Annotated in this window: 24 protein-coding genes; 14 read left to right on the forward strand and 10 right to left on the reverse strand. The window is 60.3% G+C overall.

Annotated features, from left to right (window positions below; all coding sequences use genetic code 11):
• The first annotated feature begins 177 nt into the window (after nucleotides 1-177).
• The 8 genes from BFP92_RS12225 to BFP92_RS12260 all read left to right on the forward strand — a co-directional run bounded on the left by BFP92_RS12225 (nucleotide 178) and on the right by BFP92_RS12260 (nucleotide 7,496).
• Nucleotides 178-1,443 carry a hypothetical protein gene (locus BFP92_RS12225; RefSeq protein WP_065929686.1) on the forward strand — a complete coding sequence of 422 codons (1,266 nt, stop codon included), beginning with the start codon at nucleotides 178-180 and terminating at the stop codon, nucleotides 1,441-1,443.
• A 378-nt stretch (nucleotides 1,444-1,821) separates the two neighbouring features.
• Nucleotides 1,822-2,388: a ribosomal protein S5-alanine N-acetyltransferase gene (gene rimJ / locus BFP92_RS12230; protein WP_065929687.1), complete on the forward strand. Its 567-nt coding sequence runs from the start codon at nucleotides 1,822-1,824 to the stop codon at nucleotides 2,386-2,388.
• Nucleotides 2,385-3,218: an EamA family transporter gene (locus BFP92_RS12235; RefSeq protein ID WP_065929688.1), complete on the forward strand. Its 834-nt coding sequence runs from the start codon at nucleotides 2,385-2,387 to the stop codon at nucleotides 3,216-3,218. Before rimJ ends, BFP92_RS12235 begins: the two co-directional genes overlap by 4 nt.
• 96 nt (nucleotides 3,219-3,314) lie before the next feature.
• Nucleotides 3,315-4,094, forward strand: coding sequence for a PhzF family phenazine biosynthesis protein (locus BFP92_RS12240; RefSeq protein ID WP_065929689.1), 780 nt, complete (start codon nucleotides 3,315-3,317; stop codon nucleotides 4,092-4,094).
• Between the two features lie 35 nt (nucleotides 4,095-4,129).
• Nucleotides 4,130-5,959: a gamma-glutamyltransferase gene (gene ggt, locus BFP92_RS12245; RefSeq protein ID WP_065929690.1), complete on the forward strand. Its 1,830-nt coding sequence runs from the start codon at nucleotides 4,130-4,132 to the stop codon at nucleotides 5,957-5,959.
• Between the two features lie 25 nt (nucleotides 5,960-5,984).
• The gene (gene pgeF / locus BFP92_RS12250) at nucleotides 5,985-6,710 is read left to right on the forward strand and encodes a peptidoglycan editing factor PgeF (RefSeq protein ID WP_065929691.1); all 726 of its coding nucleotides are present in this window, start codon (nucleotides 5,985-5,987) and stop codon (nucleotides 6,708-6,710) included.
• 242 nt (nucleotides 6,711-6,952) lie between these two features.
• A complete protein-coding gene (locus tag BFP92_RS12255) occupies nucleotides 6,953-7,195 on the forward strand; it encodes a hypothetical protein (protein ID WP_239694258.1) in 243 nt (80 codons plus the stop codon).
• On the forward strand, nucleotides 7,182-7,496 hold the full coding sequence (locus tag BFP92_RS12260; RefSeq protein ID WP_065929693.1) for a helix-turn-helix domain-containing protein: 315 nt from the start codon (nucleotides 7,182-7,184) through the stop codon (nucleotides 7,494-7,496). The genes BFP92_RS12255 and BFP92_RS12260 overlap by 14 nt, the downstream gene beginning before the upstream one ends.
• A 27-nt stretch (nucleotides 7,497-7,523) precedes the next feature.
• Here BFP92_RS12260 and ddlA read toward each other — a convergent pair whose 3' ends face one another.
• Both ddlA and BFP92_RS12270 read right to left on the reverse strand, forming a co-directional pair.
• On the reverse strand, nucleotides 7,524-8,618 hold the full coding sequence (ddlA, locus tag BFP92_RS12265) for a D-alanine--D-alanine ligase (protein WP_065929694.1): 1,095 nt from the start codon (nucleotides 8,616-8,618) through the stop codon (nucleotides 7,524-7,526).
• A 44-nt stretch (nucleotides 8,619-8,662) separates the two neighbouring features.
• Nucleotides 8,663-9,301 (reverse strand): LysE family translocator, encoded by a 639-nt coding sequence (locus BFP92_RS12270; protein WP_065929695.1) that lies wholly within the window; start codon nucleotides 9,299-9,301, stop codon nucleotides 8,663-8,665.
• Between the two features lie 137 nt (nucleotides 9,302-9,438).
• On the opposite strand from BFP92_RS12270, the gene BFP92_RS12275 reads away from it, so the two are divergent.
• The gene (locus BFP92_RS12275; RefSeq protein WP_065929696.1) at nucleotides 9,439-10,248 is read left to right on the forward strand and encodes an AraC family transcriptional regulator; all 810 of its coding nucleotides are present in this window, start codon (nucleotides 9,439-9,441) and stop codon (nucleotides 10,246-10,248) included.
• Nucleotides 10,249-10,311: 63 nt separating this feature from the next.
• On the opposite strand, the gene BFP92_RS12280 is transcribed toward BFP92_RS12275, so the two are convergent.
• The 3 genes from BFP92_RS12280 to BFP92_RS12290 all read right to left on the reverse strand — a co-directional run bounded on the left by BFP92_RS12280 (nucleotide 10,312) and on the right by BFP92_RS12290 (nucleotide 12,701).
• Nucleotides 10,312-10,887: a flavin reductase family protein gene (locus BFP92_RS12280; protein WP_065929697.1), complete on the reverse strand. Its 576-nt coding sequence runs from the start codon at nucleotides 10,885-10,887 to the stop codon at nucleotides 10,312-10,314.
• Between the two features lie 60 nt (nucleotides 10,888-10,947).
• On the reverse strand, nucleotides 10,948-12,264 hold the full coding sequence (locus BFP92_RS12285; RefSeq protein WP_065929698.1) for a methyl-accepting chemotaxis protein: 1,317 nt from the start codon (nucleotides 12,262-12,264) through the stop codon (nucleotides 10,948-10,950).
• A 104-nt stretch (nucleotides 12,265-12,368) separates the two neighbouring features.
• A complete protein-coding gene (locus BFP92_RS12290) occupies nucleotides 12,369-12,701 on the reverse strand; it encodes a DUF2790 domain-containing protein (protein ID WP_065929699.1) in 333 nt (110 codons plus the stop codon).
• Between the two features lie 226 nt (nucleotides 12,702-12,927).
• On the opposite strand from BFP92_RS12290, the gene BFP92_RS12295 reads away from it, so the two are divergent.
• The 3 genes from BFP92_RS12295 to BFP92_RS12305 all read left to right on the forward strand — a co-directional run bounded on the left by BFP92_RS12295 (nucleotide 12,928) and on the right by BFP92_RS12305 (nucleotide 16,656).
• On the forward strand, nucleotides 12,928-14,247 hold the full coding sequence (locus BFP92_RS12295) for an OprD family porin (RefSeq protein ID WP_065929700.1): 1,320 nt from the start codon (nucleotides 12,928-12,930) through the stop codon (nucleotides 14,245-14,247).
• 343 nt (nucleotides 14,248-14,590) lie between these two features.
• A complete protein-coding gene (locus BFP92_RS12300; RefSeq protein ID WP_065929701.1) occupies nucleotides 14,591-15,265 on the forward strand; it encodes a heavy metal response regulator transcription factor in 675 nt (224 codons plus the stop codon).
• A complete protein-coding gene (locus BFP92_RS12305; protein ID WP_065929702.1) occupies nucleotides 15,262-16,656 on the forward strand; it encodes a heavy metal sensor histidine kinase in 1,395 nt (464 codons plus the stop codon). The genes BFP92_RS12300 and BFP92_RS12305 overlap by 4 nt, the downstream gene beginning before the upstream one ends.
• Before the next feature lie 165 nt (nucleotides 16,657-16,821).
• Here the strand turns inward: BFP92_RS12305 and BFP92_RS12310 are convergent, their stop codons facing one another.
• The 4 genes from BFP92_RS12310 to BFP92_RS12325 all read right to left on the reverse strand — a co-directional run bounded on the left by BFP92_RS12310 (nucleotide 16,822) and on the right by BFP92_RS12325 (nucleotide 23,337).
• Nucleotides 16,822-19,956: a CusA/CzcA family heavy metal efflux RND transporter gene (locus BFP92_RS12310; protein WP_065929703.1), complete on the reverse strand. Its 3,135-nt coding sequence runs from the start codon at nucleotides 19,954-19,956 to the stop codon at nucleotides 16,822-16,824.
• Between the two features lie 18 nt (nucleotides 19,957-19,974).
• The gene (locus BFP92_RS12315; protein ID WP_065929704.1) at nucleotides 19,975-21,081 is read right to left on the reverse strand and encodes an efflux RND transporter periplasmic adaptor subunit; all 1,107 of its coding nucleotides are present in this window, start codon (nucleotides 21,079-21,081) and stop codon (nucleotides 19,975-19,977) included.
• An 18-nt stretch (nucleotides 21,082-21,099) separates the two neighbouring features.
• Complete coding sequence (locus BFP92_RS12320) at nucleotides 21,100-22,320, reverse strand: TolC family protein (RefSeq protein ID WP_065929705.1); 1,221 nt, start codon at nucleotides 22,318-22,320, stop codon at nucleotides 21,100-21,102.
• 111 nt (nucleotides 22,321-22,431) lie between these two features.
• Nucleotides 22,432-23,337, reverse strand: coding sequence for a cation diffusion facilitator family transporter (locus tag BFP92_RS12325; protein WP_065929706.1), 906 nt, complete (start codon nucleotides 23,335-23,337; stop codon nucleotides 22,432-22,434).
• Between the two features lie 216 nt (nucleotides 23,338-23,553).
• On the opposite strand from BFP92_RS12325, the gene BFP92_RS12330 reads away from it, so the two are divergent.
• Nucleotides 23,554-24,924, forward strand: coding sequence for a GntT/GntP/DsdX family permease (locus BFP92_RS12330; RefSeq protein WP_056859179.1), 1,371 nt, complete (start codon nucleotides 23,554-23,556; stop codon nucleotides 24,922-24,924).
• A gap of 3 nt (nucleotides 24,925-24,927) precedes the next feature.
• On the opposite strand, the gene BFP92_RS12335 is transcribed toward BFP92_RS12330, so the two are convergent.
• Nucleotides 24,928-26,217, reverse strand: a complete 1,290-nt coding sequence (locus BFP92_RS12335) for an MFS transporter (protein WP_065929707.1) — start codon at nucleotides 26,215-26,217, stop codon at nucleotides 24,928-24,930.
• Nucleotides 26,218-26,403: 186 nt separating this feature from the next.
• Here BFP92_RS12335 and BFP92_RS32040 point away from each other — a divergent pair.
• On the forward strand, nucleotides 26,404-26,655 hold a 252-nt coding region (locus tag BFP92_RS32040; protein ID WP_239694259.1), incomplete at its 3' end, for a TIGR00366 family protein.

Here is a 26,655-nt window from a genome sequence, read left to right on the forward strand (position 1 = left end):
CTCGATCCCGCGGGTTTCATGCCCCGTGTGGCAAGGAAAAGCTCAGGGTCCCCAGCGACCTTGGAACTGACCTTCATCAACACAAAAAACACGCCCCTGCTGACGTAAGTACCATTGCACTCCACACGTTTTATCTATTGTATGTTTGAAAACCAACGTCAGAACTGAAGGGATGCTATGAGCCGGAGCGATCGAGACAACCTGTTTTACGATGGGGGCCTAGCGGCAACGCTGGATCATCAGTTACGGTCAATCAAAGAGCTTGTTGAGCAAATTCCACGGGATCAGTTTTTATCGATCAGTGAAGATACGTTGGTTGAAAACCTCGTAGATAGGCTCTCAATCGATCCCCTCCTACTACACGAAGACCAGATACAGATGGAACACGGAGAGGTCAAAATCGATGTCACTGGCCGTTTTGACTACGACGGATTCCCTGGACGCACCGCAACTGCGGACGGTCATCAGCTCCGGTTTTTCATACCATTTTCGGGAGATCCTCAGCTTTGGAAACTCAAACCCAATGTCTGGAGCACCAGGATCCCTCGGGGAGAAATAGAGAGCAGAAAAAAATTGCTAACTCTCTCTTTTCGGAATACCAGCAACACAGAGCCTGAGTGGTATCAACAGGAGCTTGAGAATAGTTTGAGGCTCATCCGGGAATCTATTTCGGCTCAAAGCTCGATGCTGACGGAATACCACGCTTCGCTACCGCGCTCAGTTCGAGATTGTGTGCAGTACCGACGACTGCAGGTAGAAAAGCTTCATGGTCTGGCATCGGCCTTTAACATTCCAATGGTCAAAAAGACGGGCATGCCTGAGTACAGGTCGGTAGATGTTAAGAAAAAGACTGCGCAAGCCCTTCCGAGAGTTCCTCCAGCTGGTTACAAACCTGAGCCAGCAATCACGAATGAGCTGTACTCAGAGATTTTGAGCAATATTCGTCATATGGGTGCAACCTTTGAGGGCACTCCTCAAACGTATTCATCCTTAGGTGAGGAGGGTCTTCGCGACATTTTACTGGCTAGCTTAAATGGCGTTTATCAGGGAGCTGCCACCGGAGAAGCATTCCGCAAGTATGGTAAAACTGATATCCGAATCGAAGAAGAAACTCGCTCTGCATTCGTAGGAGAGTGCAAGCTGTGGGGGGGCGAAAAGATCCTTGTCGCGGCCCTTGATCAGTTGCTTGATTATTTGACTTGGAGGGACTGCAAGGCAGCCCTAATCCTATTCAATAAGTCAGTTTCTGGATTCGCCGGAGTACAAGAGACTATTTCTCAAGTACTGCCGCAGCATGAGCTTTTCATCCGATCTCAGCCAGGGCAATTAGGAGAATGGAGATTTACGTTCAGGGCAAAGGAGGACCAAGGACGGGAGGTAATCATTCACGTCTTCTGTTTCAACCTATACGTATCTCCTGAACGGGCAGGAAAGAAGCGGTAGATTGTGGCTTCAATTTTTCGCACAACCGGGCTGCGGTGACTCGCAACCGAGTTCGGACGCCCTCGTCTCACCTGCAACAGAAGGTCGGACAAAGGCGTTATTACCCGGCCGAAGGCGACACACCAACAACCATCTGATGGTGCTTTACCTAGCGGGGATAGCACGATATCAGTAGGCAGAAACATGCAGCGTGTATGCCCATATGTATGCCCAACTGGATGATTAGACAACAACTCCTTTAAATACAACAATTTAGAACTCAAGTTCAAATGACTGCGCACCAAGTACTAAAAACGGCTTACCGAAAGGTAGGCCGTTTTTTTATGCCTGCAGAAAAGCCCTCAGGCATACTCGCCCCCAACCACAAGGAGGCGATACGTGAACCCCCTCTTCCCCACCAATGGCATCACCACCGACCGGCTGACACTGCACGCCGCTCACCCTCGTCACGCCTTGGCCTTGCAAGCGCACCTGGTGCAAAACCGCGCCTACCTTCAACCTTGGGAGCCGGCTCGCGATGATGGCTTCTTCGAACTCAGCGCCATTACCCAGCGCCTCGAAGTCATGGCCGAGAAAACCGCCAACGGTGAAGCCTTGCATCTGCTGATACTGCGCGACCGCCGGATAATCGGCAGCTGCAACTTCAACAACATCGTGCGCGGCGCGTTCGAGGCCTGCCATCTTGGCTACGCACTTGATGAAACGGCCCAAGGCCAAGGGTTGATGCGCCAGGCGCTGAGCGCTGCGATTGACTATGTGTTCGCTGAGATGAAACTGCATCGAATCATGGCCAACTACAGGCCGGAAAACCAACGCAGTGCACGCCTGCTTGAGCGGTTGGGCTTTGAGCGAGAGGGGTACGCGCGGGCCTACTTGAAGATCAATGGCGCGTGGGCGGACCATGTATTGACGTCGCTGATCAACCCCGTGAACGGTGACGCATGAGCCTCAGCGTATTCGCAATCATCATGCTGGGCGCCGCCCTTCACGCCACCTGGAATGCGGTGGTCAAAGGCGGCGTCGACAAGCTGCTGACCACCTGCATGATCGCCTCCGCCGCTTCTTTGATTGCGCTGGCGGCCATCCCGTTTCTGGCGCTGCCGGCCAGAGAAAGCTGGCCCTTCATCGGCGCATCGGTGGTATTGCAGGTGCTGTATTTCGTGCTGGTGGCCTCGACCTACCGCATTGCCGACATGAGCCAGACCTATCCGATCATGCGCGGCACGGCGCCGCTGCTGGTCGCGCTGGTCAGTGTGCTGGTGTTGCACGAGCCGCTGTCGGCATATGCCTGGCTTGGCATTGGCGTGATCTGCCTGGGTATCTTGAGCATGGCCGCAGCGCCCTCGGCCGGGCATAACAAAGGGCTGGTGCTGGCGCTGATAAACGCTCTGGTGATCGCCGGCTATACGCTGATCGATGGCCTTGGCGTGCGCAAGTCCGGCGCACCCGCGGCTTACACGCTGTGGATATTTTTGCTGACGGGCATCCCGCTTGCCGCGTGGGCTTTAGCCGCCCGGCGTGCAGCATTCTGTCACTGCGTCGCCCACCACTGGCGGCTTGGCGCCGTCGGGGGCGCAGGCACTGTGGCGTCATACGGTCTGGCGCTGTGGGCGATGACACACGCACCTATCGCCACCGTCTCGGCCCTGCGCGAAACCTCAATCCTGTTTGGCGTGGTGATCTCGGCTTGGGTGCTCAAAGAACAGCTCACACGCGTGCGCATGATTGCCGCCTGCATCATTGCCGCCGGCGCGATGGTATTGCGCCTGGGCTGACCTGGACACATGCGCACAAAAAAACTGAGGATCTGTACTTTGACGCTCCAGGTAACCCGCTGCTAGTGTCCTGCTTCCCTACATGGAGCACCTGTGATGAAACTGGATATCTATCAAGTCGACGCGTTCAGCCAACAGGTGTTCGGTGGTAACCCCGCGGCCGTGTGCCCGCTGACCGAGTGGTTGCCCACCGAGCAACTGCACCACATCGCCGCCGAAAACAACCTTTCGGAAACCGCCTTTTTCGTGCCCCGTGGCGAGGTCTATGAGTTGCGCTGGCTCACCCCCGAAGTCGAAGTGGACCTGTGTGGCCATGCGACGTTGGCTGCCGCCTGGGTGTTGATTCACAAGCTGCCGAATGCGCCTGAAGTCTTGCGCTTTGCCACCCGCAGCGGTGAGCTTCGCGTGACGCGCAATGGCGACGAACTGGCAATGGACTTCCCGGCCAAACAGCCCGAGCGTTGCGAGCCGCCAGCCGGCCTGTTGAGCGCGCTGGGGCTCGAACACGCCGAGGTGTATGCCACTGATGACTATATCGTTCTCGTTGAAGACGAAGCCCAGGTCGCGGCCCTCGCGCCAGATTTTGCACGCCTCAAGGGCCTGCCCAAACGCGGGATAGCCGTGACAGCCAAAAGTACACGCTTTGATTTTATTTCCCGTTGGTTTGGCCCGAACGTGGGCGTCAATGAAGACCCGGTGACCGGCTCGGCCCACACCTCGCTGGCACCGTTCTGGGCCGAGCGCCTGGGCAAGTTGCAGTTGAGCGCCGAACAGGGCGGCAAGCGCCGTGGGCAACTGCGGTGTGAACTCAATGGCGACCGCGTGATCATTTCAGGCCATGCCGCACTCTACCTGCAAGGCACGATTTACCTGTAAAAAGGACCACCCAAGGACAACAGATCATTCTCAAAATGAACGGAGTTCAGCGCGTGTTTTCGATTTCCCGCCGTCAACTGTCGATGATTGCCGCAGCGCTCGCGCTGGCCGGCTGTCACCCCCCCGTCAACGAACAGCCTCCGGCACCGGAATTGGGCTCGGGTTACCGCACCGACCTCACCACCCGCCACGCCGAACGCCATATGGCCGCCGCCGCCAACCCGCTGGCGGCTGAAGCCGGACGCGAGATGTTGCGCCAGGGCGGTTCGGCGATTGATGCGGCGATTGCGATGCAGGCAGTGCTGACCCTGGTGGAGCCGCAGTCATCCGGCATCGGCGGTGGCGCGTTCATCATGCTGTGGGATGGCAAAAATGTGCACGCCTATGACGGCCGTGAAACAGCACCCGCCGGCGCGACTGAGCGCTTGTTCCTGAAGGCCGACGGCACACCCATGGCGTTTCCCGAGGCGCAGATTGGCGGGCGCTCGGTCGGCACGCCGGGCGTCTTGCGGGCACTGCAGATGGCGCACCAGAAGACCGGGCACCTGCAATGGGCCAAGCTGTTTGAACCGGCGATTCGACTGTCGGAGCAAGGCTTTGCGATTTCCCCACGTTTGCACGCGCTGATTGCTGCCGACCGCTACATTCCCCAGTCGCCGGAAATGGCGGCCTACTTTCTGAACGCCGATGGCTCGCCTAAAGCCACCGGTACACTGCTGAAAAACCCGGCACTGGCTGCGGTGTTCAAGCGCATCGCCAAGGAAGGGCCAGACGCGCTGTACCAGGGGCCGATTGCCGATGAAATCGCGCGCAAGGTGCAGGGCAATCGCAATGCGGGCAGTCTCTCGCAGGCCGACCTTCGAGGCTACACCGCCAAGGAACGCACGCCGCTGTGCACCGATTACAAGCAATACCGGGTGTGCGGCATGCCGCCGCCGTCGTCGGGCGGGATAGCCGTCGCGCAGATCCTCGGCACCTTGCAGGCGGTGGAGGCCCGTGACCCGCGCCAGGCCATCGCGCCGATGAAACCGGTGAAGAGTGCATCGCCTGCGGGCCTTGAGCCTACGCCCGAAGCCGTGCACCTGATCGCCGAAGCGGGCCGCCTGGCTTTTGCCGACCGCGCGCTGTATGTGGCCGACTCGGACTTCACCCCGGTACCGGTCGCGGGCCTTGTCGCACCCAACTACCTGGCACAGCGCGCCGCCCTGATCGGCGAACGCAGCATGGGCATTGCCAAGCCGGGCACGCCGGCGGGCATCCAGGTGGCCTACGCGCCGGACCGCTCGCCGCTGCGCATCTCCACTTCGCAAGTGGTGGCGGTGGATGACCAGGGCGGCGCTGTGTCGATGACCACCACGGTAGAAGCGGCGTTCGGTTCCCACGTGATGGTTCAGGGCTTTTTGCTCAACAACCAGATGACCGACTTTTCGTTTATCCCGCAAGAAAACGGCCAGCCGGTGGCCAATCGCGTCGAGCCCGGCAAACGCCCGCGCTCGGCCATGGCCCCGACCCTGGTGTTCGACCGCCAGAGCGGCGAGCTGCTGGCGACGGTGGGTTCTCCAGGCGGTTCGCAAATCATCGAGTACGTGAGCAAATCCCTGGTGGCCATGCTCGACTGGAACCTCGACCCGCAAGCCGCCATCAGCCTGCCCAACTTCGGCAGCCGCAATGGCGCGACCGAATTGGAGGCCGGCCTGTTCAGTCCGGCGTTGAAACAGGCGCTGCGTGACAAGGGCCACGCGTTGAGCGAAATCGATATGACCAGCGGCATCCAGGCCATTGTTCGCACGCGCGATGCTCAAGGCAAGGTCACACTGAGCGGCGGCGCCGACCCTCGGCGCGAAGGCGAAGCAGTCGGCGACTGAATGTTCTACGAACGGAGAGAGTGCCGTGCAGCAGGCTGATAATCTCGGCGCCCTCCCCGGCGTCGACCATGGTTTTTGTTCAATCAATGACCCGGCGCGCCCGGACGCGGTGTTCATCTGCAAGCAGGTGCACAGTGCCACGGTGATTGAATGGCAGGCGGCCCTGGAGGCCAACAGCGTCGCGGCGGATGGCGTGTTCACGCGCGAGCATCAGCCGATTGCAGTGATTACGGCCGATTGTCTGCCCATTCTTATCGCGGCTCAAGACGGTGCGAGGGTCGCCGCGGTGCATGGCGGTTGGAAGGGCTTGCAGGGTGGGATCATCGCCAATGCCGTGCAGCAATTTGCCGACGAAGGCATCGCCGTGGAGCAGTTGCAGGTGGCTATCGGACCGTCGATCAAACCGTGCTGCTATGAAGTGAGCGAGGACTTTATGGCGCAGTTTCAGGCGGAACAAGGCCACCTTTGGCGTGACGGTCAGGCGCCGTGGAACTTCGTACAACCGGCGCCATTGCTGCCCCCCGAAATTGCCCCGCCCTATGCCAGGCAAACGGGAAGTGCCTGGTTTGATTTGAGCGGCTACGGGGTGATGTTGCTGCAAGCAGCAGGATTCAAGCGTGAGCAGATCGACGTCAGTGAAGTGTGTACATATTGCACTTCCGCCAGCTTCGCCAGCTATCGCAGGCGCACGCATCACCCTGAAGAAGCGAAGACGTTGATCTATTCGTGGATTGCTCGCACAGACCGGTGAAAGATAACCTACAACCTCTATTCTCAAATTCCGCTCAAGGGTTGCTGCGCAAAGTGCCATGTCATTTTTTGCGGTAAAAAGCCCCTTGAGCAGACGCCCCTCCCCTGCGATTTTCTGGCTCGTTCCTTCTTGCCGGAGACTACGTCAAAGACGTAGTATTTCGCGTGTTAACGATCATAGAGTCTCCGCTTTTCAGCAAGCTATGGCCCGACTATTGGACCGAAGAGGAAAGAGGCGTTTTCATGGCTTGTCTAGCCAGCCATCCTGAAGTCGGAGCGGTTGTGCCTGGTTCGGGTGGCTGCCGCAAGGTTCGTTGGAGCCAGGACGGCCGTGGAAAAAGTGGAGCGGTGCGAATCATCTACACCACACAATTGGCTTGCGGCGCCCTGGTAGCTCTACTGATCTACGGAAAGGGCGCTACCGAGAATATTCCAGCGCACATCCTGAACAAAATCGCGAAGGACATGAACCATGCCACTCACTGAGAAACAACTGAAGGAACGTGACGCCAAACGCAACATTGGCGAAGAGTTGCTGGCTGCCATTCAGGATGTGAAAGCGGGACACTATGGCGCCGTACATCACGTTGAAACCACTCAAGCAGCGGAGGCAAGAAGTAAGACAGGACTGTCGCAACCCAAATTTGCTGAGCTTTTGGGGGTTTCGGTAAGAACGCTTCAAGAGTGGGAACAAGGCCGTCGCGCGCCCTCAGGCGCGGCGCGTTCACTGTTGCACATTGCAACCATAAGACCAGACGTGTTTCGCGAGGTGCTTAGTAACGCCTGATGGCGTTACTAGTCCGCTGTCGGGTCATTATCGGCTGATCTTAAGCCCCTTACGCCCTGCATGCCGCTCCAGCGCCAGCTCGATCAACCGGCTCACCAGCTCGCTGTAACTCATCCCCGCCGCCTGCCACAGCTTCGGGTACATGCTGATACGTGTGAAGCCTGGCAATGAGTTGATCTCGTTGATCAGCACTTCACCGTCATCGGTGAGGAACACATCAACCCGTGCCAGACCCGCGCAACCCAATACCTCAAACGCTTCGATGGCCAAGTGGCGAATACGCTCGCTGGCTTGGACGCTGATATCGGCCGGCACCACCACTTGGGCCGCCTGCCCGTCGATGTATTTGCTGTCGTAGGAATAGAAGCCGTTGCTCACCACAATCTCGCCACAGCCGCTGGCGATGGGGTTGTCATTGCCCAATACGGCGCATTCGATTTCACGGCCCTGGACCGCAGATTCCACCAGCACTTTTTCATCGAAGCCCAAGGCCAGCTCTACGGCGGCCTGGTACTCGGCTTCGTTACCTACCTTGCTCACGCCCACCGAGGAACCCTGGTTGGCGGGTTTGATAAACATTGGCAAACCGAGCTTATTCACAGCCGTTTCGAACGAAGTACGCGCTGCATTGCGTCGGGTCAGGGTGATAAACGGTGTGACGGCAATACCGGCATCGCGTAGCAGACGCTTGCTGACGTCTTTGTCCATGCAGACCGCTGAGCCCAGCACGTCGGAACCGACGAAAGGCAGGTCGGCCATGCGTAGAAGGCCTTGTAGGCAGCCGTCTTCGCCAAGGGTGCCATGGACGATCGGGAAGATTACGTCGATGTGTTCCAGCAGGCCTTGCCCGGAGGTTTCCACCACTTGCTGGTTGGCCTTGCCCGGCACGACCGCCAGTTCGCGGTTGGAGTGGTTGAGAGCGATGAGCGCCGGGTTTTCCTGGTTGATCAGGAAGTTCGACGTGTCGTTGAGGTGCCAGTGGCCGGCCTTGTCGATGCCGATCAAGATGGGTTCAAAGCGCGAACGGTCCAGCGCATCGACGATATTGCGCGCCGACTGCAACGAGACTTCATGCTCGGCCGAACGGCCACCAAAAATAATACCTACCCGCACCTTGCTCATGACCCGGCCTCACCATTGAAAGTAAGGCTTCTTACCATGAGCGGTCAGCGATTCGCTACCAGATGTGCGCCGAACAGCAGGTAGCAACCCCCGGCAAAGCGGTCGAGCCATTTGCGTGAACGCGCGTAAAGGTTGGCCATGCGTTCGCTGGAAAACACCAGGGCAACGCTGGAATACCAACTGAACGACAAGGTGGCCATGGTGATGACCGCCAGGGTAAGCAGCGCTGGCGAAGGGGATGGCGGCATGGTCGAGGCAAAGGCCGTGGCGACGAACAGCGCAGCCTTGGGGTTGGACAAATTGCCCAGTAACCCGAACCGCCACGCAGAGAACAATGAGCGGCGCGGCGCGTCGGGCAGAACCGTCTGGCCCGAAGCCGGAGCCGAGCGTTTGAACAATTTGAGCCCGAGGTAGATCAGGTAACAACCGCCGATGATCTTGAACGCCAGGTAGAGCATCGGCGCAGCAGTAAACAGCGACTTGATGCCCAGGCCGCCCGCCAAGCCCCAAATGATCGTGCCGCTGGCCACGCCCGCCGAGGCCACAACGCCATGGCGCCTGGAGCAGCTGGCAGCCAACTGCGCGGTGTTGAAAAAGTTTGGCCCAGGCGTCACCACAGCAACCGTCCACAGCAGTGCCAGCGAGGCCAACGGGGCCACATAGGCGGGGTTGAAAAAATCCATGGGCCAGCTCCGTCAGCGCAGTGCACGAACCCGGATCATAGGCCTCGACTCACGCTTGCACAATCGTACAAGACCCCGGCAGACAACCGCTGCAGACTCGGTTAACGTGTTTCCACCACTACATGTGACAAGTCATCATGGGCCAACCCACTTCCACCCTCGACTGGCTGCACCGCGCCCCGCACGCCAGCGGCCTGGACCGTATCGAGGCGTACTTTGCCGGTTTTGCGTTCGACCCGCATCGCCACGACACCTACGCCATCGGGCGCACCTTGTTTGGCGTGCAGAGCTATCACTACCGCGGTTGCATGACCCACAGCCTGCCGGGCCGGACCATGGTGATTCACCCCGATGAATCCCATGATGGCCGCGCCAGCAGTGTGGAGGGTTTCAAGTACCGCATGATTTATGTGGAGCCGGCGTTGATCCAACAGATTCTCGGTGGTCGGCCATTGCCGTTTATCCACAACGGTTTGTCGACTGACCCGCGCCTGTTTCGCGCCAGCGAAGTGTTGCTGCAAAGCCTGGACTGCCCGATCGACCCGATGCAGGAACAGGACGCCCTGTTCGACCTGGCACACGCGCTGAACGCGGCATCCGGCGCAATCATCAGCCGCAAATCCTTCGATTACGTGGCCGCCGAGCGCGCCCGTGAGTTTATCCACAGCGCCCTGGGCCGCAGCATCACCCTGGATGAAATGGCCGACCATTGCGGCCGCGATCGCTGGGCGCTGTCGCGAGACTTTCGTTTGTTGTTCGGCACCAGCCCCTACCGCTACCTGACCATGCGGCGGCTGGATTTGGTGCGCAGCTTGCTGGCCCAAGGCCAATCGCTGGTGGACGCGGCCCTGACGGCGGGATTCACCGACCAGAGCCATATGACCCGGCAATTTCGCAGCACCTACGGCATGCCGCCGTCGCGATGGGTGAAGATGCTCGGGCGCTGATGGGCCCATCTGAAATGCGATTAAACCTGTGGGAGCTGGCTTGCAGCACGCTGCAGCTGTGGCTTACAACTGGCGCCCGACAACCGGCGCGCCGATGCTGAGGAAATTGCCGCCGGCGATATGGTGCAAGGTGCGCAATTCGTCATGCCCTTCGAAGTGCCAATGCCCGTCGCTGAACACGCGCTCGTCGGCGTAGGCGGCGACCACTTCGCCGAGGATCAGGTCGTAGGTCTGCTGGTTGTGCGGCTCGGGCAGCAAGCGGCACTCCAGCCAGGCCACGCAGCCTTCCAGCAGCGGTGCCTGGGTGTGTTCGCCACTGAAGGTGTGCAGGCCGTAGGCGGCGAACTTATCCGTTTCCGAACCGCTGGTATTGCCGACCGTCTGCACCAGATCGGCCTGGGCCACACAGGGCACCTGCAACACGAAGGTGCCGGCGCCTTCCAGCAGCTGCCGGGTCCAGGTGGACTTGTCCAACACCACGGCGACTTTGGGCGGTTCAAAATCCAGCGGCATGGCCCAGGCGGCAGCCATGATATTGCGTTTGCCGTCGTGGGCGGCACTCACCAGCACCGTCGGCCCATGGTTGAGCAAGCGGTAGGCCTTGGACAGCGGAACGGGGCGACGGTGGGTCGGGCTCATGGAGGGTCGGCTCTTCAAGCAAGAAAAAACCTACGATACCTCAAGCATAAGCCCTACGGGTCAGCTCGACAGCTGATTGGCGAACTGCCCCACCGCGCTGACGACTTTTTGCGCGCCGTCCTGAATCTCCACAATCACCGTGCCCGCCTCGGCCGCCAGGGCCAGGCCTTGCTCGGCCTGCAGGCGACCGTCGTTCATCAAGGTGACCGCATCGCGGGCCATGTCCTGGTTCTGGCGCACCACGCCGACAATCTCTTCGGTGGCTTTGCTGGTACGCGAGGCCAACTGACGCACCTCATCGGCCACCACCGCAAAACCACGGCCCTGCTCACCGGCACGCGCCGCTTCAATGGCTGCGTTGAGCGCCAGCAGGTTGGTCTGTTCGGCGATGCCGCTGATGGTCTTGACGATGGTGCCGATCACTTGGGATTGCGCATTCAACGCCTCGATGCCATCACCGGCCTGTTGCATGTGCTTGGCCAGATCACGCATCACATCCACCGCCTGGGTCACTACAGTGGTGCCGCGCTGGGCGCTGTTGTCGGTTTGCAGCGAGGTGCTGTAGGCGATGTTGGCAGCTTCGGCCACGGCTTGTTCCCGATTGACCTGATCGGTAATCACCGTGGCGAACTTGACCACTTTGTACAGCCGGTCATTGGCGTCCAGCACCGGGTTGTACGTAGCTTCCAGCCAAACCGTGCGGCCGTGGCTATCGATCCGCTTGAAGCGTGCGGCAACAAACTCACCGGCGTTCAGGCGCTTCCAGAACTGTTGGTATTCGGCGCTGTTGTACTCCTGCGGTTCGCAGAACATGCGGTGATGTTTGCCCTGGATCTGCGCCAGGCTGTAGCCCATGCCACCGAGAAAGCGGTCATTGGCCGTGAGTACATGCCCGTCGAGGTCGAATTCGATCACCGCCGTGGAACGCACCAGCGCAGTGATCAGGTTTTCGTGCTCGCGCGACGCCTCGATGGTGCGGGTGAGGTCGCTTGAGTAAATCGAAAAATGCTTGATGCGCCCTGCCGAGTTGCGCACCGGCTGCACGATCGAGCGCAGCCACGCTTCCTTGCCGTTGCCACGTATCAGGCGCACGGCGCCGGCGAAGTGTTCGCCGCGCACCAGGGCATTTTTAAAGCGCAGCTGGAATTCGTCCTGACGCACATGCGGCGGCACCAGCTCATCAATGTGACGCCCCACGATGTTGCTGGCCTGGTAAACCAGTTCTTGCAGGAAGTTGGCATTGGCCCACTCCACCCGGCCGTCGGCGTCCAGCGTCAGGCACAGCATTTCACTTTCCAGGCTCTCCTTGACCTGCTGCAAGCTCGACAATTCTTCGCGAAGAGCAGACAGCTCTTGCTTGAGGCGGGTATTGAACATGGGGCACCGATGGGCTTTTGGGGAGGTGTGTCTGACCTGCATCGGCGCTGCCGGCGTTTTCTGAAGCGCTTTTTTTCGCCGCACCCCACTGTTTTTTGGATCCATTAACCGCCGTTGTTTCGACACACGCCCATCACTTGATACTCCAGGGTATTGAGCTTGCCGGTGGAGTCTTCATAGGTCATGCGCGACGGCACCGCCTCGCAGGCGCGGATCGGCGGCGTCACGTTGACTACCTTCTCAATGTCCAACTCCATGCCATAGCGATAGGTCTGCACCTCGGGCGCGGGTTTGCCCTTCTTTTCGGCGTAAGCGGCCATGGCCTTTTCATTGCGCTCCATCATCAGGGCAAAAGTGCGGTCCCCGCCGCCTTCGGCCAACGCGCCAAAAGACAGGGCAGCGACCAAGACACCCAGGGCAACTTTAAAAGCATTCATTATTAGTTCCTCGTCTGAAAAGTTCAGTGACGAGATTAATCAACCAACCCTGACGCAATGTTCACCAAAACATTACTTATTTGTTAGGTGGCCGTAAGTTTCCAGAATTGTAATGTTCACGCAATGAGTTCGTTATCCACGGTTTGCAACTATCGGCCCGGGCCAGATCAATAAGAACGCCCGACTCTATAAGAAGCTGAAAACTGCCAATAACCAGGAGCGAACCATGCGCATTACTAACCATATCCTTCCCTTATCCTTGCTCGCCGCACTGCCCCTGGCGGCCGTAGCCGTAGAGACCAAGCCCGAAGGTTTTATCGAAGGCAGCCGCGTGAACGTGCTGGCCCGCACGTTTTACTTCAACCGCGATGATCGCAAGGGCCAGTCAAGCCCTACCGGCAACGGTTACTCCGAGGCCCTGGCGCAAGGCTTGACCGGCAAATTCGAATCCGGGTTTACCCAAGGCACCGTAGGGTTTGGCCTGGATGCGTTTGTCATGTACGGCCTCAAGCTCGACTCGGGCACCGGTCGCAGCGGCGGCAAGGGTTCGTTCGCGGTGTTGCCGGTAGACAGCGACAACCACCCCGAAAGCAGCTACAGCAAATTCGGCGGTGCGGCCAAACTGCGGGTACTGGACACGGTGATAAAGGCTGGCGATGTGTTCCCCGCCACGCCGGTGGTGGCCGCTGGCGATTCGCGCTTGTTGCCGCAAAGCTTTCGCGGCGTCACCGCGCAGAACACCAGCCTTGAGGGCTTAAGCCTGCAAGGCGGGCGCTTGAGCGGCATGAGCCAGCCGAGCGAAAGCGGCATGAACAAAGGCTTTGCGACCTTCTATGCAGGCAAGGTCGACTCACCCTGGATCGGCTATTTCGGCGGCGACTACACGGTGAACAAACACCTCAGTGTCAGTGCGTACAGCAGCCGCCTGAAGGACGCCTGGGACCAGTACTACGTCGGCATCAACGCCAGTTACCCGCTGAGCGACGACGTGTCCTTGTTCGGCGACGTCAATTATTACAAGGCCGTGGACGAAGGCAAAAAACTGCTCGGCGAATTCAACAACAACATCTGGAGCGCCAGGCTCGGGGTCAAGGTTGGCGCCCACAGCCTGGCCCTCTCGCACCAGCGCAACAATGGCAATGACGACTTCGACTACCTGCGCCAGTCGGACTTCATCTTCCTCAATAACTCGATCCAGTACAGCGACTTCAACTCGCCCAAGGAACGCTCGTGGATGGCGCGCTACGACCTCGACATGCAGGCCTTCGGTATTCCCGGCCTGTCATTCATGACCCGCTATGCCAAAGGCACCGGCGCCGACTACAGCAACGCCAACGCGGTGTACATGCGCCGCGACGCCGCCGGTAACCCGCTGACCGATCAACGCCGGTGGGAACGGGATATCGAGGCCAAATACGTGGTGCAAAGCGGCAGCCTCAAGGATTTGTCCTTGCGTTTACGCCAGGCCACGGTGCGCTCCAGTGCGTTCGAGTCAGACCTGGAGGAAGTTCGCTTGATTGCCGAGTACCCACTGGTTGCACTGTGACTCCTTACATTCGCTTGCCGTTAACTAACATCTGTTCACAAATAGCCAGTTATCAAAACTGTAATATTGAGCTCAGCTTCCCGTTAAGTTGAAGTTCCTATACTCGGATCAACTTATTTGCACCGAGCAACATTCATCTCTAGAAGCTTTTTTGTAGCTCCTTTGGAAAGAGATGAATTTTTAACGCCCCTTGGGGCGTTTTTTTTTGCGGGCAGGTTTAGCAGCGACCAATGGTCGCAGTTGACCCTGAAGCTACTTCACAGTTCAGACTTTTCCTACTCACAAAACACCTGATTCCATAAGGAAATGGAGCCCTTCTCCCCCAGTAAAAGGTAAAACCCCCATGCGTATCCTTGTGGTTGAGGACGAGCAAAAAACCGCCGACTACCTGCAACAGGGCCTGAATGAAAGCGGCTATGTAGTGGACTGCGCGTCCAATGGCATCGACGGCCTGCACCTGGCCGGGCAGCACGCCTATGAGCTGGTGATCCTCGACGTCAACCTGCCGGGCAAGGATGGCTGGGAGGTGTTGGAGCAGCTTCGCCGCAATGGCACGCAACGGGTGATGATGCTGACTGCCCGTGGCCGCCTGGCCGACAAGATCAAGGGCCTGGACATGGGCGCCGATGATTACCTGGTCAAACCCTTCGAGTTTCCCGAGTTGCTGGCGCGTGTGCGTACCCTGTTGCGGCGCAGCGAACATATCCCGCAGCCGGACGTGTTCCGCGTATCGGACCTGGAACTGGACCCGCGCCGCCATCGCGCCTATCGCGGCACCCGGCGTATCGACCTGACCACCAAGGAGTTTGCGCTGCTGCAGGTGCTGATGCGCCAGACCGGCGAAGTACTGACCCGTACGCAGATTATTTCGCTGGTGTGGGACATGAATTTCGACTGCGACACCAATGTGGTGGAAGTCTCCATCAGCCGCTTGCGGGCCAAGGTCGATGACCAGAGCGAGGTGAAACTGATCCACACCATTCGCGGCGTGGGTTATGTGCTGGAGGCGCGCGGATGAAAGCCGGCAGTTTGTCGATGCGCCTGGGCTTGACCGTCAGCATGATGGGCGCGGGCCTGGTGCTGTTGCTGGCGACCCTGGCGTACGTGGCGCTGACCCACGAGCTGGAAAAGCTGGCGCGCAAGAACCTGGAAAGCAAGATGGAGCAGATCCAGCACAGCCTGGCCCAAGGCCTGGACGCCAACCGCATTCGCGCCCGCCCGCACTCATTGATGGACCTGGTGATCGGCCACGACAATTTCTACCTGACCATCGTCGGCACCGCGCCGGATGAAAGCGTACTGCTGAGCATTGGCGCCAAGCCCCAGGAGCCTTTGCTGACGGACTTCGCCCCCAGGCAAACCCTCGGCTACCTCAATTGGGCCGACAGCAATGACAACCAGGTGCTCAGCGCCTCCAGCCTGATGCGCCTGGCCAATGGCGAACGGGTGCGCGTGCTGCTGTCGCTGGACCGCATGGACGATCAAGCGTTGCTCAGTGCCTACCTGCGCGCCACCTTGATTGCCTTGCCGATGCTGCTGATCCTGATCGGCATGGGCGCCTGGTGGCTGGTGCAACGCGGGCTCGCGCCGTTGAAGCAGTTCAGCCATGTGGCGGCCAAAGTCACCACCCAGGACCTGACCCACCGTTTATCCATCGACAACCTGCCCCATGAGCTGGGCGAATTGGCCCATGGCTTTAACGTGATGCTCGACCGTCTGGACGCGGGGGTGCAACAGCTGTCGCAATTCTCCGATGACCTTGCCCATGAAATGCGTGCGCCACTGACCAACCTGATGGGCAAGGCCCAACTGACACTGTCCCGCCAGCGGCCACCGGAGGAATACAAAGCGGTGCTGGAATCCAACACCGAAGAGCTCGAACGCCTGGCGCGCATCGTCTCCGACATGCTGTTTCTGGCCCAGGTCAGCCATCCGGCCGCGCGGGGCTCATTTACCCACGTGTCGCTGGCGGACGAGGCCCATCGCGTGATGGATTTGTTTGCCTTAAGTGCCGAAGACAAACAACTGACCCTGACCCTCAGCGGCGATGCCCAGGTGCAGGGCGACCGCCTGATGATTCAACGTGCGCTGTCCAACCTGCTGTCCAATGCCATTCGCCACAGCCCGGCGGCCTCGCATATTTCGCTGCTGGTGGAGGCCTATGGCAATCAGGTTGCGCTGTCGGTCAGCAACCCCGGCCCCGGAATCGAGGCGCAGCACCTGCCGCACCTGTTCGAACGTTTCTACCGCGTCGACAGCAGCCGCGCCCGCACCGAAGGCGGCACCGGGTTGGGCCTGGCCATCGTGCAATCCATCATGGCCCTGCACCAGGGGCAGGCTGACGTACGCAGCCTGCCCGGCGGCTTTACCTTGTTTCGCCTGGTGTTTCCTCGGGTACTGCCTGAATAGGGAGTGCGCACTTCAAACCCCAGCAATTCGATGTTGGAGCTGCCGAGCTTTAGCGAGGTTGCGAAAGCGGTGGGTCAGGCAACTTATATCTCGCCTGTGCCGCCGCCTTCGCAGCCTCGCTGGGGCTCGACAGCTCCCACATTTGGTTGCTGCACTGCATACGCATCATTCCTCCTTGCGATGCGCCCACTGGTACAGCGCCGGCAGCACCAGCAAGGTCAGCAACGTAGAGGAAATAATCCCGCCAATCACCACCGTCGCCAGCGGCCGCTGCACTTCGGCGCCGGTGCCGGTGGCGAGTGCCATGGGGATAAACCCGAGTGACGCTACCAGCGCCGTCATCAACACCGGGCGCAAGCGCGTCAGCGCGCCTTCGTTGACCGCCAACGCTAACGGACGCCCTTCTTCACGCAGGTTGCGGATAAAGGCAATCATCACCAGGCCGTTCAGCACCGCCACACCCGACAACGCGATAAAGCCCACACCCGCCGAGATCGACAGCGGAATATCGCGCAGCCACAACGCCATGATTCCACCGGTCAAGGCGAACGGAATCCCGGTAAACACCAGCAAACCATCCTTGAGGTTGTTGAACATCATGAACAGCAACCCGAACACCAGCAGTAACGCCACCGGCACCACAATACGCAAACGCTCGGAGGCTTCCTTCAGCTGTTCGAACTGGCCACCCCAGGTGGTCCAGTAACCGGCGGGCACCTTTACCTGGGTGCTGATGGCCGTCTCGGCCTCCTCAACAAACGAGCCGATATCACGCCCTCGCACGTTGGCGCTGACGATCACCAGGCGCTTGCCATTCTCGCGGCTGATCTGGTTCGGGCCGAGCACCAGGTCCAGGCTCGCCACCTGGGACAAGGCAATAAACCCCAACTGCCCCGCCGCATTACCGGCCTGGGCAGGCACCGGAATCAACAGCCGCGACAGGCCCTCGATATCGGTGCGCAATGCGTCGGATAACCGCACAACCATGTCGAAACGCCGGTCGCCTTCGTACAACGTACCGGCCTGGCGCCCACCCACGGCCACGGCAATGGTGTCCTGCACATCGCCCACATTCAGGCCAAAACGTGCGGCCTTGTCACGGTCGATATTGATCGTCAGCACCGGCAGACCAGAGGTCTGTTCCACCTTCACCTCCGAGGCGCCATCGAGTTTTTGCAAGGTTTCGGCGATTTCCCCGGCGGTCTTGTTGAGCACCGCCATGTCATCGCCAAACACCTTCACCGCCACGTCACTGCGCACCCCGGAAATCAGCTCGTTAAAACGCAACTGGATCGGTTGCGACAATTCATACGCACTGCCCGGCACAATCGCACTGGCGCGCTGGATATCGGCGATCAGCGCTTCGCGCGACTTGTTCGGATCCGGCCATTGGTCCTTCGGCTTAAGCATCACGTAGCTGTCGGAAATGTTCGGCGGCATCGGGTCGGAAGCGATTTCCGCCGTGCCGGTGCGCGCAAACACCCGCTCGATTTCCGGCACTTGGGCGATCAGTATTTTTTCCAGCTGCTGCTGCATCTGCACCGATTGCGTCAGGCTGGTACCGGGTACGCGCAAAGCCTGCTGGGCGAAGTCGCCTTCGCTGAGGCTGGGGATAAATTCGCTGCCCATGCGACTCGCCACCGCGCCCGAAGCGACGATGGTCAATACCGCCAAACCGAATACCAAGGCACGACGCGCCATGACCCAATCCAGCACCGGCCCATAGACCCGACGTGCAGTGCGCATCACCAGGTTTTCTTCTTCCTTGACCTTGCCGGTCACGAACAGCGCTATTGCGGCGGGCACGAACGTCACCGACAGAATCATCGCGCCCAGCAGCGCAATCACCACGGTAAACGCCATGGGATGGAACATCTTCCCGGCCACGCCAGTGAGGGCGAAAATCGGCAGGTAAACCACCATGATGATCAACTGCCCAAAGATCAGCGCCCGCCGTGCTTCCTTGGCCGCCGCGAACACTTCGTGCAGGCGCTCGCTGCGCGTTAACAACCGCCCATGCCGCTGCTGTGCATGGGCCAGGCGGCGGATCGCGTTTTCGACGATCACCACTGCGCCGTCGACGATGATGCCGAAGTCCAGCGCACCGAGGCTCATCAGGTTGGCGCTGACCTTGTTGGTGAACATGCCGGTAAAGGTGAACAACATTGCCAGCGGAATCACCATCGCCGTGATCAACGCCGCGCGGATATTGCCCAGGAACAGAAACAACACCGCGACCACCAGCAGCGCGCCTTCGAAGAGGTTTTTCTTCACCGTGGCGATGGCTTTTTCCACCAGGTTGGTGCGGTCGTAGACCGTGACGGCGACCACACCGGCGGGCAGTGAGCGGTTGATCTCTTCGAGTTTTTTCGCCACGGCCTGGGACACGGTGCGGCTGTTTTCGCCGATCAACATGAACACCGTGCCCAACACCACTTCCCGGCCGTTTTCGGTGGCCGCGCCGGTGCGCAACTCGCGGCCGATTTCGACTTGCGCCACATTGCGCACGCGGATCGGCGTGCCATCCGAGCTGGTGATGACAATGTTGGCGATATCATCAATCGACGCCACCTGACCCGGCGCACGGATCAGCAATTGCTCGCCACTGCGCTCGATGTAACCGGCGCCGACGTTGGCATTGTTGCGCTCCAGCGCCGTGACCAGATCACCCAACGTCAGGTTGTAGGCCGCCAGGCGCTTGGGGTCCGGGGCTATCTGGTATTCCTTGGCGAAGCCGCCGATGGTGTTGATTTCGGCCACGCCCGGCACATTGCGCAGTTGCGGCTTGATGATCCAGTCCTGGATCACGCGCAGGTCGGTCGGCGTGTAGGGCGTGCCGTCGTCCTTGCGCGCGCCGTCTTCGGCCTCGACGGTCCACAGGAAAATCTCCCCAAGGCCGGTGGAGATCGGCCCCATCGCAGTTTCGATACCCAACGGCAATTGCCCGCGTGCCACTTGCAGGCGCTCGTTGACCAATTGGCGGGCGAAGAACAGGTCGGTGCCGTCTTTGAAAATCACCGTCACCTGGGACAACCCCGAACGCGACAACGAGCGCGTCTGCTGCAAACCCGGCAACCCGGCCATGGCGGTTTCAATCGCAAAGGTAATGCGCTGTTCGGTTTCCAGCGGCGAAAAACCGGCCGCCGCCGAGTTGATCTGCACCTGCACGTTGGTGATGTCGGGCACCGCGTCGATGGGCAACTTCTGATAGCTGGCGATGCCGACACCAGCCATCAACAGCACCGCCAGCAGCACGATGAGGCGCTGCTCGATGGCGAATTGGATAAGGCGCTCAAACATGGGGAATCACTCGCAGGATCAATGGGCGTGCTCGGCCGAGCCTTTACCCAGTTCGGACTTGAGGATGAAGCTGCCGACGGTGGCCACCTGCGCCCCGGCTTCAAGGCCCTGGCGCACTTCGACGTAGCCGTTTTCGCTCACACCGAGTTCGAGGTGGCGGGTGATAAAACCCTCCGCAGTGCGCACGAACACCGAAGGTTTGTCCTCGACGGTCTGGATCGCGGTTTGCGGCACGGTGACTTTGGCCTGGTAGGTGTCGGTGGCCAATTGCACCGTCACAAACAGGCCCGGGCGCCAGGCGTCATCAGGGTTAGGCACGGTCACGCGCACGGTGGCGGTACGCGTCTGCTCGCCGAGCAAATTGCCGACGTAGGCCACAGTGCCCTGCACCTCGGTACCCATTTCCGTGGAGATGACCTTCACCGGTTTGCCGACCCGCACCTTGTTCAAATCCTTGGGGAACACGCCGAAGGTGACCCACACCTGGGACAGGTCCGAGAGTGTGAAGGCGTTGCTGGTCTCGCTGACCACTTCGCCGACGCCGAGGTGTTTTTCCACCACCACGCCGGCAAACGGCGCTCGCAGTTCATAACGATTGCCACCGACCAGGACCGCGCTGCCGCTGAGCGCGGTCATCTTCTGGCGCGCGTTGTTCAGAGCGATTTCGGCCTCTTGCAAGGTCTGCCGCGCCAGCAGGTAATCCTGCTCGGCGGAGATTTCGTCCTTCCACAATTGGCGCTCGCGCTGGAAGGTAGTGCGCGCCAATTCGACCCGACGCTCACTGGCTGCCAGCTCGCTGCGCTGGTCGGAAATTTGCTGGCTGGAGATGACCGCCAACAGCTCGCCTTTCTTCACCGACTGCCCAAGGTTGACCTTGACCGCCTCCACCACACCGGCCGCACGCGGGACGATGTGCGAGGTACGGTCCTCGTCGAATCGCACTTCCCCCGGCAGCGTCAACACCGTGCTGATCGAGCGCGGTTGCGCCTGGGCGAGTTGGATACCGGCGGCCTGGATCTGCTGTTCAGTGAGTTCAAGCGCGCCTTCTTCTTCATCGGCGACGGCAAAGCCAGACAGCATCAAGCCCAGGGCGACGGCCAGCGCCACGCCATGTGTATGTTTCATAAAGGACTCCAGAAAAAATCAAAACCGGGCGAGGTCGCCGTAAATCCGTTCGATACGCACCCAGGCATCCGTGGCCTGGGCGGTCGCCGCGAGGTATTGGGTGCGTGCGGCGATCAAGGTGCGTTGGGCGTCGAGTACGTCGAGGAAGTTGAACTTGCCCATCTCGAAGCCACGGGTGGCGCTGTCCACCGCGCGCTGGGCGGCGGGCAGGATCTGTTGGTTGAAGGCGCGCACTTCGGTATCGGCGGTTTGCCACAGGTCCAGGGCCTGGCGGGTCTCGGTGCGCAGGCGCAGTTCGACGGCGTTGCGCAGGTCGCGGGCCTGGTCGGCGCGGCGGTTGGCGGCCAGCACATTGCCCTGGTTGCGATTGAACAATGGGATCGGCATCGACACGCCCACCACGTTCACACGTTCACGCACGCTGGCGTCGTACTGGCTGCCGATCGATACATCGAGGTCGGGAATCCGCTGGGCTTTTTCCAGGCCCACGCTGGCCTCGCTTTGCTGGATGTGCAGTTCGGCCAGGCGCAACTCAGTGGTTTGCTCCAGGCGCGCCAGCAAGGGTGCGGAGGGCGGCAACGGTGGCGCGGATCGGCTTTGCGTGGCGACCGTCTGAAAGTCAGGGTTGGCGCTGCCGGTGCTGGCGGCGAGACGGCGGTAGGCATCCGTGAGGCCGATCTGCGCGCGATTCAGTTCAAGGCGGATCTCCGACAGTTGCACCTGAGCGCGAGTGGCTTCTACCGGCGACGACTTGCCAGCTTTGACGCGGCCATTGGCGACCACCAGGCCGCGCTCGGCCAAGGCCATCGAGCGTTGCGCCAGGTCGAGGCGTTCCTGGGCTCGCAGGGCGCCGTAGTAGCTGTCGATCACATCGGCGCGCAGGCCGTTGCGACGTTGCTCCAACGTCAACGCGGCGGCATCCTGAGCGCGCGTTGCCACATCGATACGCGCACCACGCTTACCACCCAGCTCCAACGTCTGGCTGAGTTTTATCGTGGTGGTACGCGAGTTGCGGCGGGTGTCTTCGGCATCCCAGGAAGCCACGGGATTGGGGATCAAACCCGCCTGCTGGCGGCCGCCCTCGGCAATATCGATTTCCCATTGCGCGGCGGCAAGGTCGGGGTTGTTGGCGAAGGCGGTTTGCAGGGCTGAATCAAGAGTCAGGGTTTGCGCCTGGGCAGCGTTCGCCGCTACCCACAACGCTGCGCCCCCCAAAAATGTTCTAAACGAAAGTGCCATAACGAGAGTTCCACGCCCATGAAGTCGCTGAGGTTTCCCAGCGGGGGCAATGTAGCTTTCGCGACTTATCAGAGCGGTGGAGCAAAGATTACAAATCCGACAGGCACAGGCTCAAGCGTGCACCTCGTCAGGGTCGTCGTGATGAAAACCTTCGCCTTCGACCTGCAAGGTGACGTGGGAAATATCGAATTGTTCGTGCAGCAATTCCGTCACCCGCGTGAGGATCTGTTGCTCGGTGCCTTGGGACGAATCCGCAACCAAATGCGTGCTCAGCACATTCTTGCCGCTGGTCAGCGCCCAGATATGCAGGTCGTGTACGTCATTGACTCCAGGCACGCTGCGAATGGCCTGCTCAACCTGATCGATATCCATGCCGTCCGGCACGCCCTGCAGCAGGACATTCATGCTTTCCTTGAGCAGCGTCCAGGTGCGTGGCAACACCCAGAAACCAATCGCCGCCGCCACCACGGAGTCCACCCAGCCCCAGCCGGTAAACATGATCACCAGCGCCGCGATGATCACGCCGATGGAACCGAGCATGTCGCTCCAGACCTCCAGATAAGCGCCCTTCACATTCAGGCTCTCACCGCTGGCAGCACTGAGCAGGCGCATGGCGATCAGGTTGACGATCAGCCCCAATACCGCAATCACCAGCATGCCGGCGGACTGGATTTCGGCTGGCGCCTGCAACCGTTGATAGGCCTCGTAAAGGATGTAAAACGCTACGGCGAACAGCAGCAGCGCATTGAAGGCCGCCGCCAGGATCTCGAAACGCGCATAACCAAAAGTGCGCTTGCGGTCGGCCGCACGCTTGGCGACCTGAATGGCCACCAGGGAAATCGCCAGGGCCAGGGCGTCGGTCATCATGTGCGCGGCGTCGGACAACAGCGCCAGGCTACCGGTGATAAAAGCGCCGATAACCTCGGCAATCATGAAGCTGCCGGTCAGCCCCAGGGCCATCCATAACTTGCGTTCGTGGCCGGCGCGTACTTGGGCGTGGCTGTGTCCTGCGCTCATGAAATGTCCTCGTGGTTTGTAGTCTGTTGATCATAGAGCTATAGGCCAAATTCCCGCGCATACCTTGCAAACTTGTCACGCGCCCGCCAGCTCATCGTTAAATTGAGCGCACCAAAATCGCCCATGCAAGCGCTGCGGCGGTTCTATCAGGTATGCTTTTCGAGCAGGAAACAAAAAGAAACAAATTAGCCAACCTGTTCGATAAGGAGTCCCGTTTTGGAGTTATCGACTGCCGCGTGGATGGTTCACGACACCCGCCTCATGTTCTGCGTTCTGCTGGCCATCGCCAGCATCATTGTGTTGATCAGCGCCACCAAGCTGCCGCCGTTCCTGTCGATCCTGATCGGCACGTTCATCGCCGGTGTGGGCGCCGGGTTGCCGCCTGAAGAAGTCGCCAAAGCCTTCAGCAAAGGCGCCGGGGCGATCCTCGGTGAAGCCGGGATCATCATTGCCCTGGGCTCGATGCTCGGCGCGCTGATGGCCGAATCCGGCGCGGCCGACCGCATCGCCACCACCTTGCTTGGGTTGGGCAAAGGCAAGTCACTGCCGTGGGTGATGGCGCTGGTGGCCATGGTGATTGGATTGCCACTGTTCTTCGAAGTCGGCCTGGTGATGATGGTGCCGATTATCTTCGTGATGGCCAAACGTTCGAACCAGCCATTGCTGAAAATCGCCATCCCGGCGTTGGCCGGCATGACCACCCTGCACGCCCTGATGCCACCGCATCCGGGGCCGTTGATTGCGGTGGGCGCGTTACACGCCGACCTGGGCCTGACCATGCTGCTGGGCTTCTGCCTGGCGGTGCCGGCCGTGATTCTCGCTGGCCCGCTCTATGGCAACTGGCTGTCCAAGCGCCTGCACGTGGATGAGCCGGCCGACATCGGCGCGCTGTTCAGCGCACCGCCCAAGGCGCCGCGCCAGCCGAGCTTTGGTGTGTCGCTGCTGATCATTTTGTTGCCGGTGATTTTAATGCTCGGCAGCACCTTGGCCAAAGTCGCGTTGCCAGCCGAAAGTACCGTCGGCCTGACCTTGAAGTTCCTCGGTGAACCGCTGATCGCCCTCGGCCTGGCCGTGATCGCTGCCGTCATCTGCCTGGGCTGGGCCGCCGGTATGCCGCGTGCCGAAGTCGGCAACACCCTGCGCAAAGCCCTGGCGCCCATCGCTGTGTTACTGCTGACCATCGGCGCCGGCGGCGGCCTCAAGCAAACCCTGCTGGACGCCGGCGTCAGCCAGACCATCAGCAAGGTCGCCGAAGGCGCGCACATGCCGTATCTCTTGCTAGCCTGGCTGATCGCCGTGGCCCTGCGCCAGGCCACCGGCTCGGCGACGGTCGCTACCACCACCACGGCGGGCATCCTCGCGCCGATGATGGCCGGGCTGGCCGCAACTCAGAGTTCCTTGGTTGCACTGGCGATCGGCGCGGGCTCGGTGTTCTTCTGCCACGTCAACGACGCCGGGTTCTGGATGGTGCGTGAGTACTTTGGTTTGCAATTGAAGCAGACGATTTGGGTGTGGTCGGTGTTGCAGACCATTGTTTCGGTGGTTGGGCTGGTTGGTACGCTGCTGCTCTGGCACTTTTTGACCTGACCCTCAGGCGGCCAAGGTGTGGCGCTTGCCAAACAGCGCCACACTCACCACCCCCACCGCGCCCATCACCCCGCAATACCCCACGCAAATCCACGGGCTGGTCGGCATCAACGCGATCAGCAACAGTGGCGTTGTACTCGCCCACAACGCATAGGCAATGTTGTAGGTAAACGAAATCCCCGACACCCGCACCTGTGCCGGGAACAGGCCGACCATCACCGACGGCACCGCGCCGACCACGCCGCAACTCAAGCCCGCCACGGCATACGCCGCGCCCAGCCACACGCCGCCGCTGATCAGGCTGGCGTACAGCACCGCAATGCCCACCGGCAGCAACAGGCTGTAGACCAGCACTGCGCGCCAGGCGCCGATGCGGTCCACCAGCAAACCGGCGAGTACGCAGCCGATATTCAGGAAGACGATCCCCAGCGCACTTAGGGCGAAGGTGTGGCTGGGGCTCATGCCGAAGGTTTTTTGCATCATGGTGGGCGTGATAACTACCAACACCACGACTGCCGAGGTCAGGACACAAGTGAGGATCATCGCCGGCAGCAATACGGCGCGATGGTCGCGCAACACCGTGCGCAATGGCATTTCAGCGGCGGCCTGGCGGCGGGCCTGCATTTCGAGGAACACCGGGGTTTCGCTGAGCCAACGGCGCAGCCACACGCCGATCACACCGAACACACCGCCGAGCAGAAACGGGAAGCGCCAGGCGTAGTCGAGAATTTCAGCCGGGCTGAAGATCTGCGCGAGCAAGGTGGCGGTGAGTGCACCGAGCAAGTAGCCAAAGGTCAGCCCGGCTTGCAGGAAGCCCAGGGCGTAGCCTCGGTGGTGTCGCGGCGCGTGTTCGGCGACGAAGGTCCAGGCGCTGGGCACTTCGCCGCCCACTGCGGCGCCTTGCAGCACGCGCAGGGCCAGCAGGATCAGCGGGGCGAAATAGCCGATTTGCGCGTAGGTGGGCATGATCCCGATCAGCAGACACGGCAAGGCCATCATCAGGATGCTCAGGCTGAACACGCGTTTGCGCCCCAAGTGATCGGCGAAGTGCGCCATCAGGATGCCGCCCAGCGGGCGCGCCAGGTAGCCGGTGACGAAGATGCCGAAGCTTTGCAGCAGGCGCAGCCATTCGGGCATTTCCGGCGGGAAGAACAATTGGCTGAGGGTCAGCGCAAAGAACACAAAGATAATGAAGTCGTAGATTTCCAGCGCGCCGCCGAGGGCGGCCAGGCCCAGGGTTTTGTAGTCGGAAGGGGAAAAACGCTGCGCCCGTGGGGAAAAGGTGGCAGTCATGTGGAGGCTCGGCAGGCAAACAAAATGGCGTGCAGGTTATGAGCTGCGCCCAGTGATGGCAATCGCGACAGATATATTTGTTTTCCTCATGGATCGATGAAGATAACTGCATTCCCATATCAATGCCCGTAGCGGAACATGCCGTAAAACTGCCAACACCCATAATAAATACAAGAGGAAAGACTCGTGGCCGATGCTATCGAAGAAAGCCGCTACGCCCGATTTGCCCTGCGCTGCTCCAACTTCGCCGAACGCTGGTTTCCGGACTCCTGGGTGTTTGCCGCCCTGGCGGTGATCATTGTTGCCGTGGCGACCCTGGGCATCGGCGCCGCACCCACCGAAGCCGCCAAGGCCTTTGGTGACGGGTTCTGGAGCCTGATCCCGTTCACCATGCAGATGGCCTTTGTGGTGATCGGCGGGTATGTGGTGGCCAGTTCG

Origin of the sequence: Pseudomonas sp. 58 R 3, assembly GCF_900006605.1 — a bacterium.
GTDB lineage: Bacteria > Pseudomonadota > Gammaproteobacteria > Pseudomonadales > Pseudomonadaceae > Aquipseudomonas > Aquipseudomonas salomonii.

Excerpts from the sequence above, each read along its gene's own strand:
- BFP92_RS12310 (WP_065929703.1), bottom strand. The coding sequence starts at position 19,956 with ATGTTTGAGCGCCTTATCCAATTCGCCATCGAGCAGCGCCTCATCGTG.
- BFP92_RS12235 (WP_065929688.1), top strand. The coding sequence starts at position 2,385 with ATGAGCCTCAGCGTATTCGCAATCATCATGCTGGGCGCCGCCCTTCAC.
- ggt (WP_065929690.1), top strand. The coding sequence starts at position 4,130 with ATGAACGGAGTTCAGCGCGTGTTTTCGATTTCCCGCCGTCAACTGTCG.
- BFP92_RS12300 (WP_065929701.1), top strand. The coding sequence starts at position 14,591 with ATGCGTATCCTTGTGGTTGAGGACGAGCAAAAAACCGCCGACTACCTG.
- BFP92_RS12295 (WP_065929700.1), top strand. The coding sequence starts at position 12,928 with ATGCGCATTACTAACCATATCCTTCCCTTATCCTTGCTCGCCGCACTG.
- ddlA (WP_065929694.1), bottom strand. The coding sequence starts at position 8,618 with ATGAGCAAGGTGCGGGTAGGTATTATTTTTGGTGGCCGTTCGGCCGAG.
- BFP92_RS12270 (WP_065929695.1), bottom strand. The coding sequence starts at position 9,301 with ATGGATTTTTTCAACCCCGCCTATGTGGCCCCGTTGGCCTCGCTGGCA.
- BFP92_RS12325 (WP_065929706.1), bottom strand. The coding sequence starts at position 23,337 with ATGAGCGCAGGACACAGCCACGCCCAAGTACGCGCCGGCCACGAACGC.
- BFP92_RS12290 (WP_065929699.1), bottom strand. The coding sequence starts at position 12,701 with ATGAATGCTTTTAAAGTTGCCCTGGGTGTCTTGGTCGCTGCCCTGTCT.
- BFP92_RS12275 (WP_065929696.1), top strand. The coding sequence starts at position 9,439 with ATGGGCCAACCCACTTCCACCCTCGACTGGCTGCACCGCGCCCCGCAC.
- BFP92_RS12315 (WP_065929704.1), bottom strand. The coding sequence starts at position 21,081 with ATGAAACATACACATGGCGTGGCGCTGGCCGTCGCCCTGGGCTTGATG.
- BFP92_RS12225 (WP_065929686.1), top strand. The coding sequence starts at position 178 with ATGAGCCGGAGCGATCGAGACAACCTGTTTTACGATGGGGGCCTAGCG.
- BFP92_RS12320 (WP_065929705.1), bottom strand. The coding sequence starts at position 22,320 with ATGGCACTTTCGTTTAGAACATTTTTGGGGGGCGCAGCGTTGTGGGTA.
- BFP92_RS12260 (WP_065929693.1), top strand. The coding sequence starts at position 7,182 with ATGCCACTCACTGAGAAACAACTGAAGGAACGTGACGCCAAACGCAAC.
- BFP92_RS12305 (WP_065929702.1), top strand. The coding sequence starts at position 15,262 with ATGAAAGCCGGCAGTTTGTCGATGCGCCTGGGCTTGACCGTCAGCATG.
- BFP92_RS12285 (WP_065929698.1), bottom strand. The coding sequence starts at position 12,264 with ATGTTCAATACCCGCCTCAAGCAAGAGCTGTCTGCTCTTCGCGAAGAA.
- BFP92_RS12255 (WP_239694258.1), top strand. The coding sequence starts at position 6,953 with ATGGCTTGTCTAGCCAGCCATCCTGAAGTCGGAGCGGTTGTGCCTGGT.
- BFP92_RS12335 (WP_065929707.1), bottom strand. The coding sequence starts at position 26,217 with ATGACTGCCACCTTTTCCCCACGGGCGCAGCGTTTTTCCCCTTCCGAC.
- BFP92_RS12240 (WP_065929689.1), top strand. The coding sequence starts at position 3,315 with ATGAAACTGGATATCTATCAAGTCGACGCGTTCAGCCAACAGGTGTTC.
- BFP92_RS12280 (WP_065929697.1), bottom strand. The coding sequence starts at position 10,887 with ATGAGCCCGACCCACCGTCGCCCCGTTCCGCTGTCCAAGGCCTACCGC.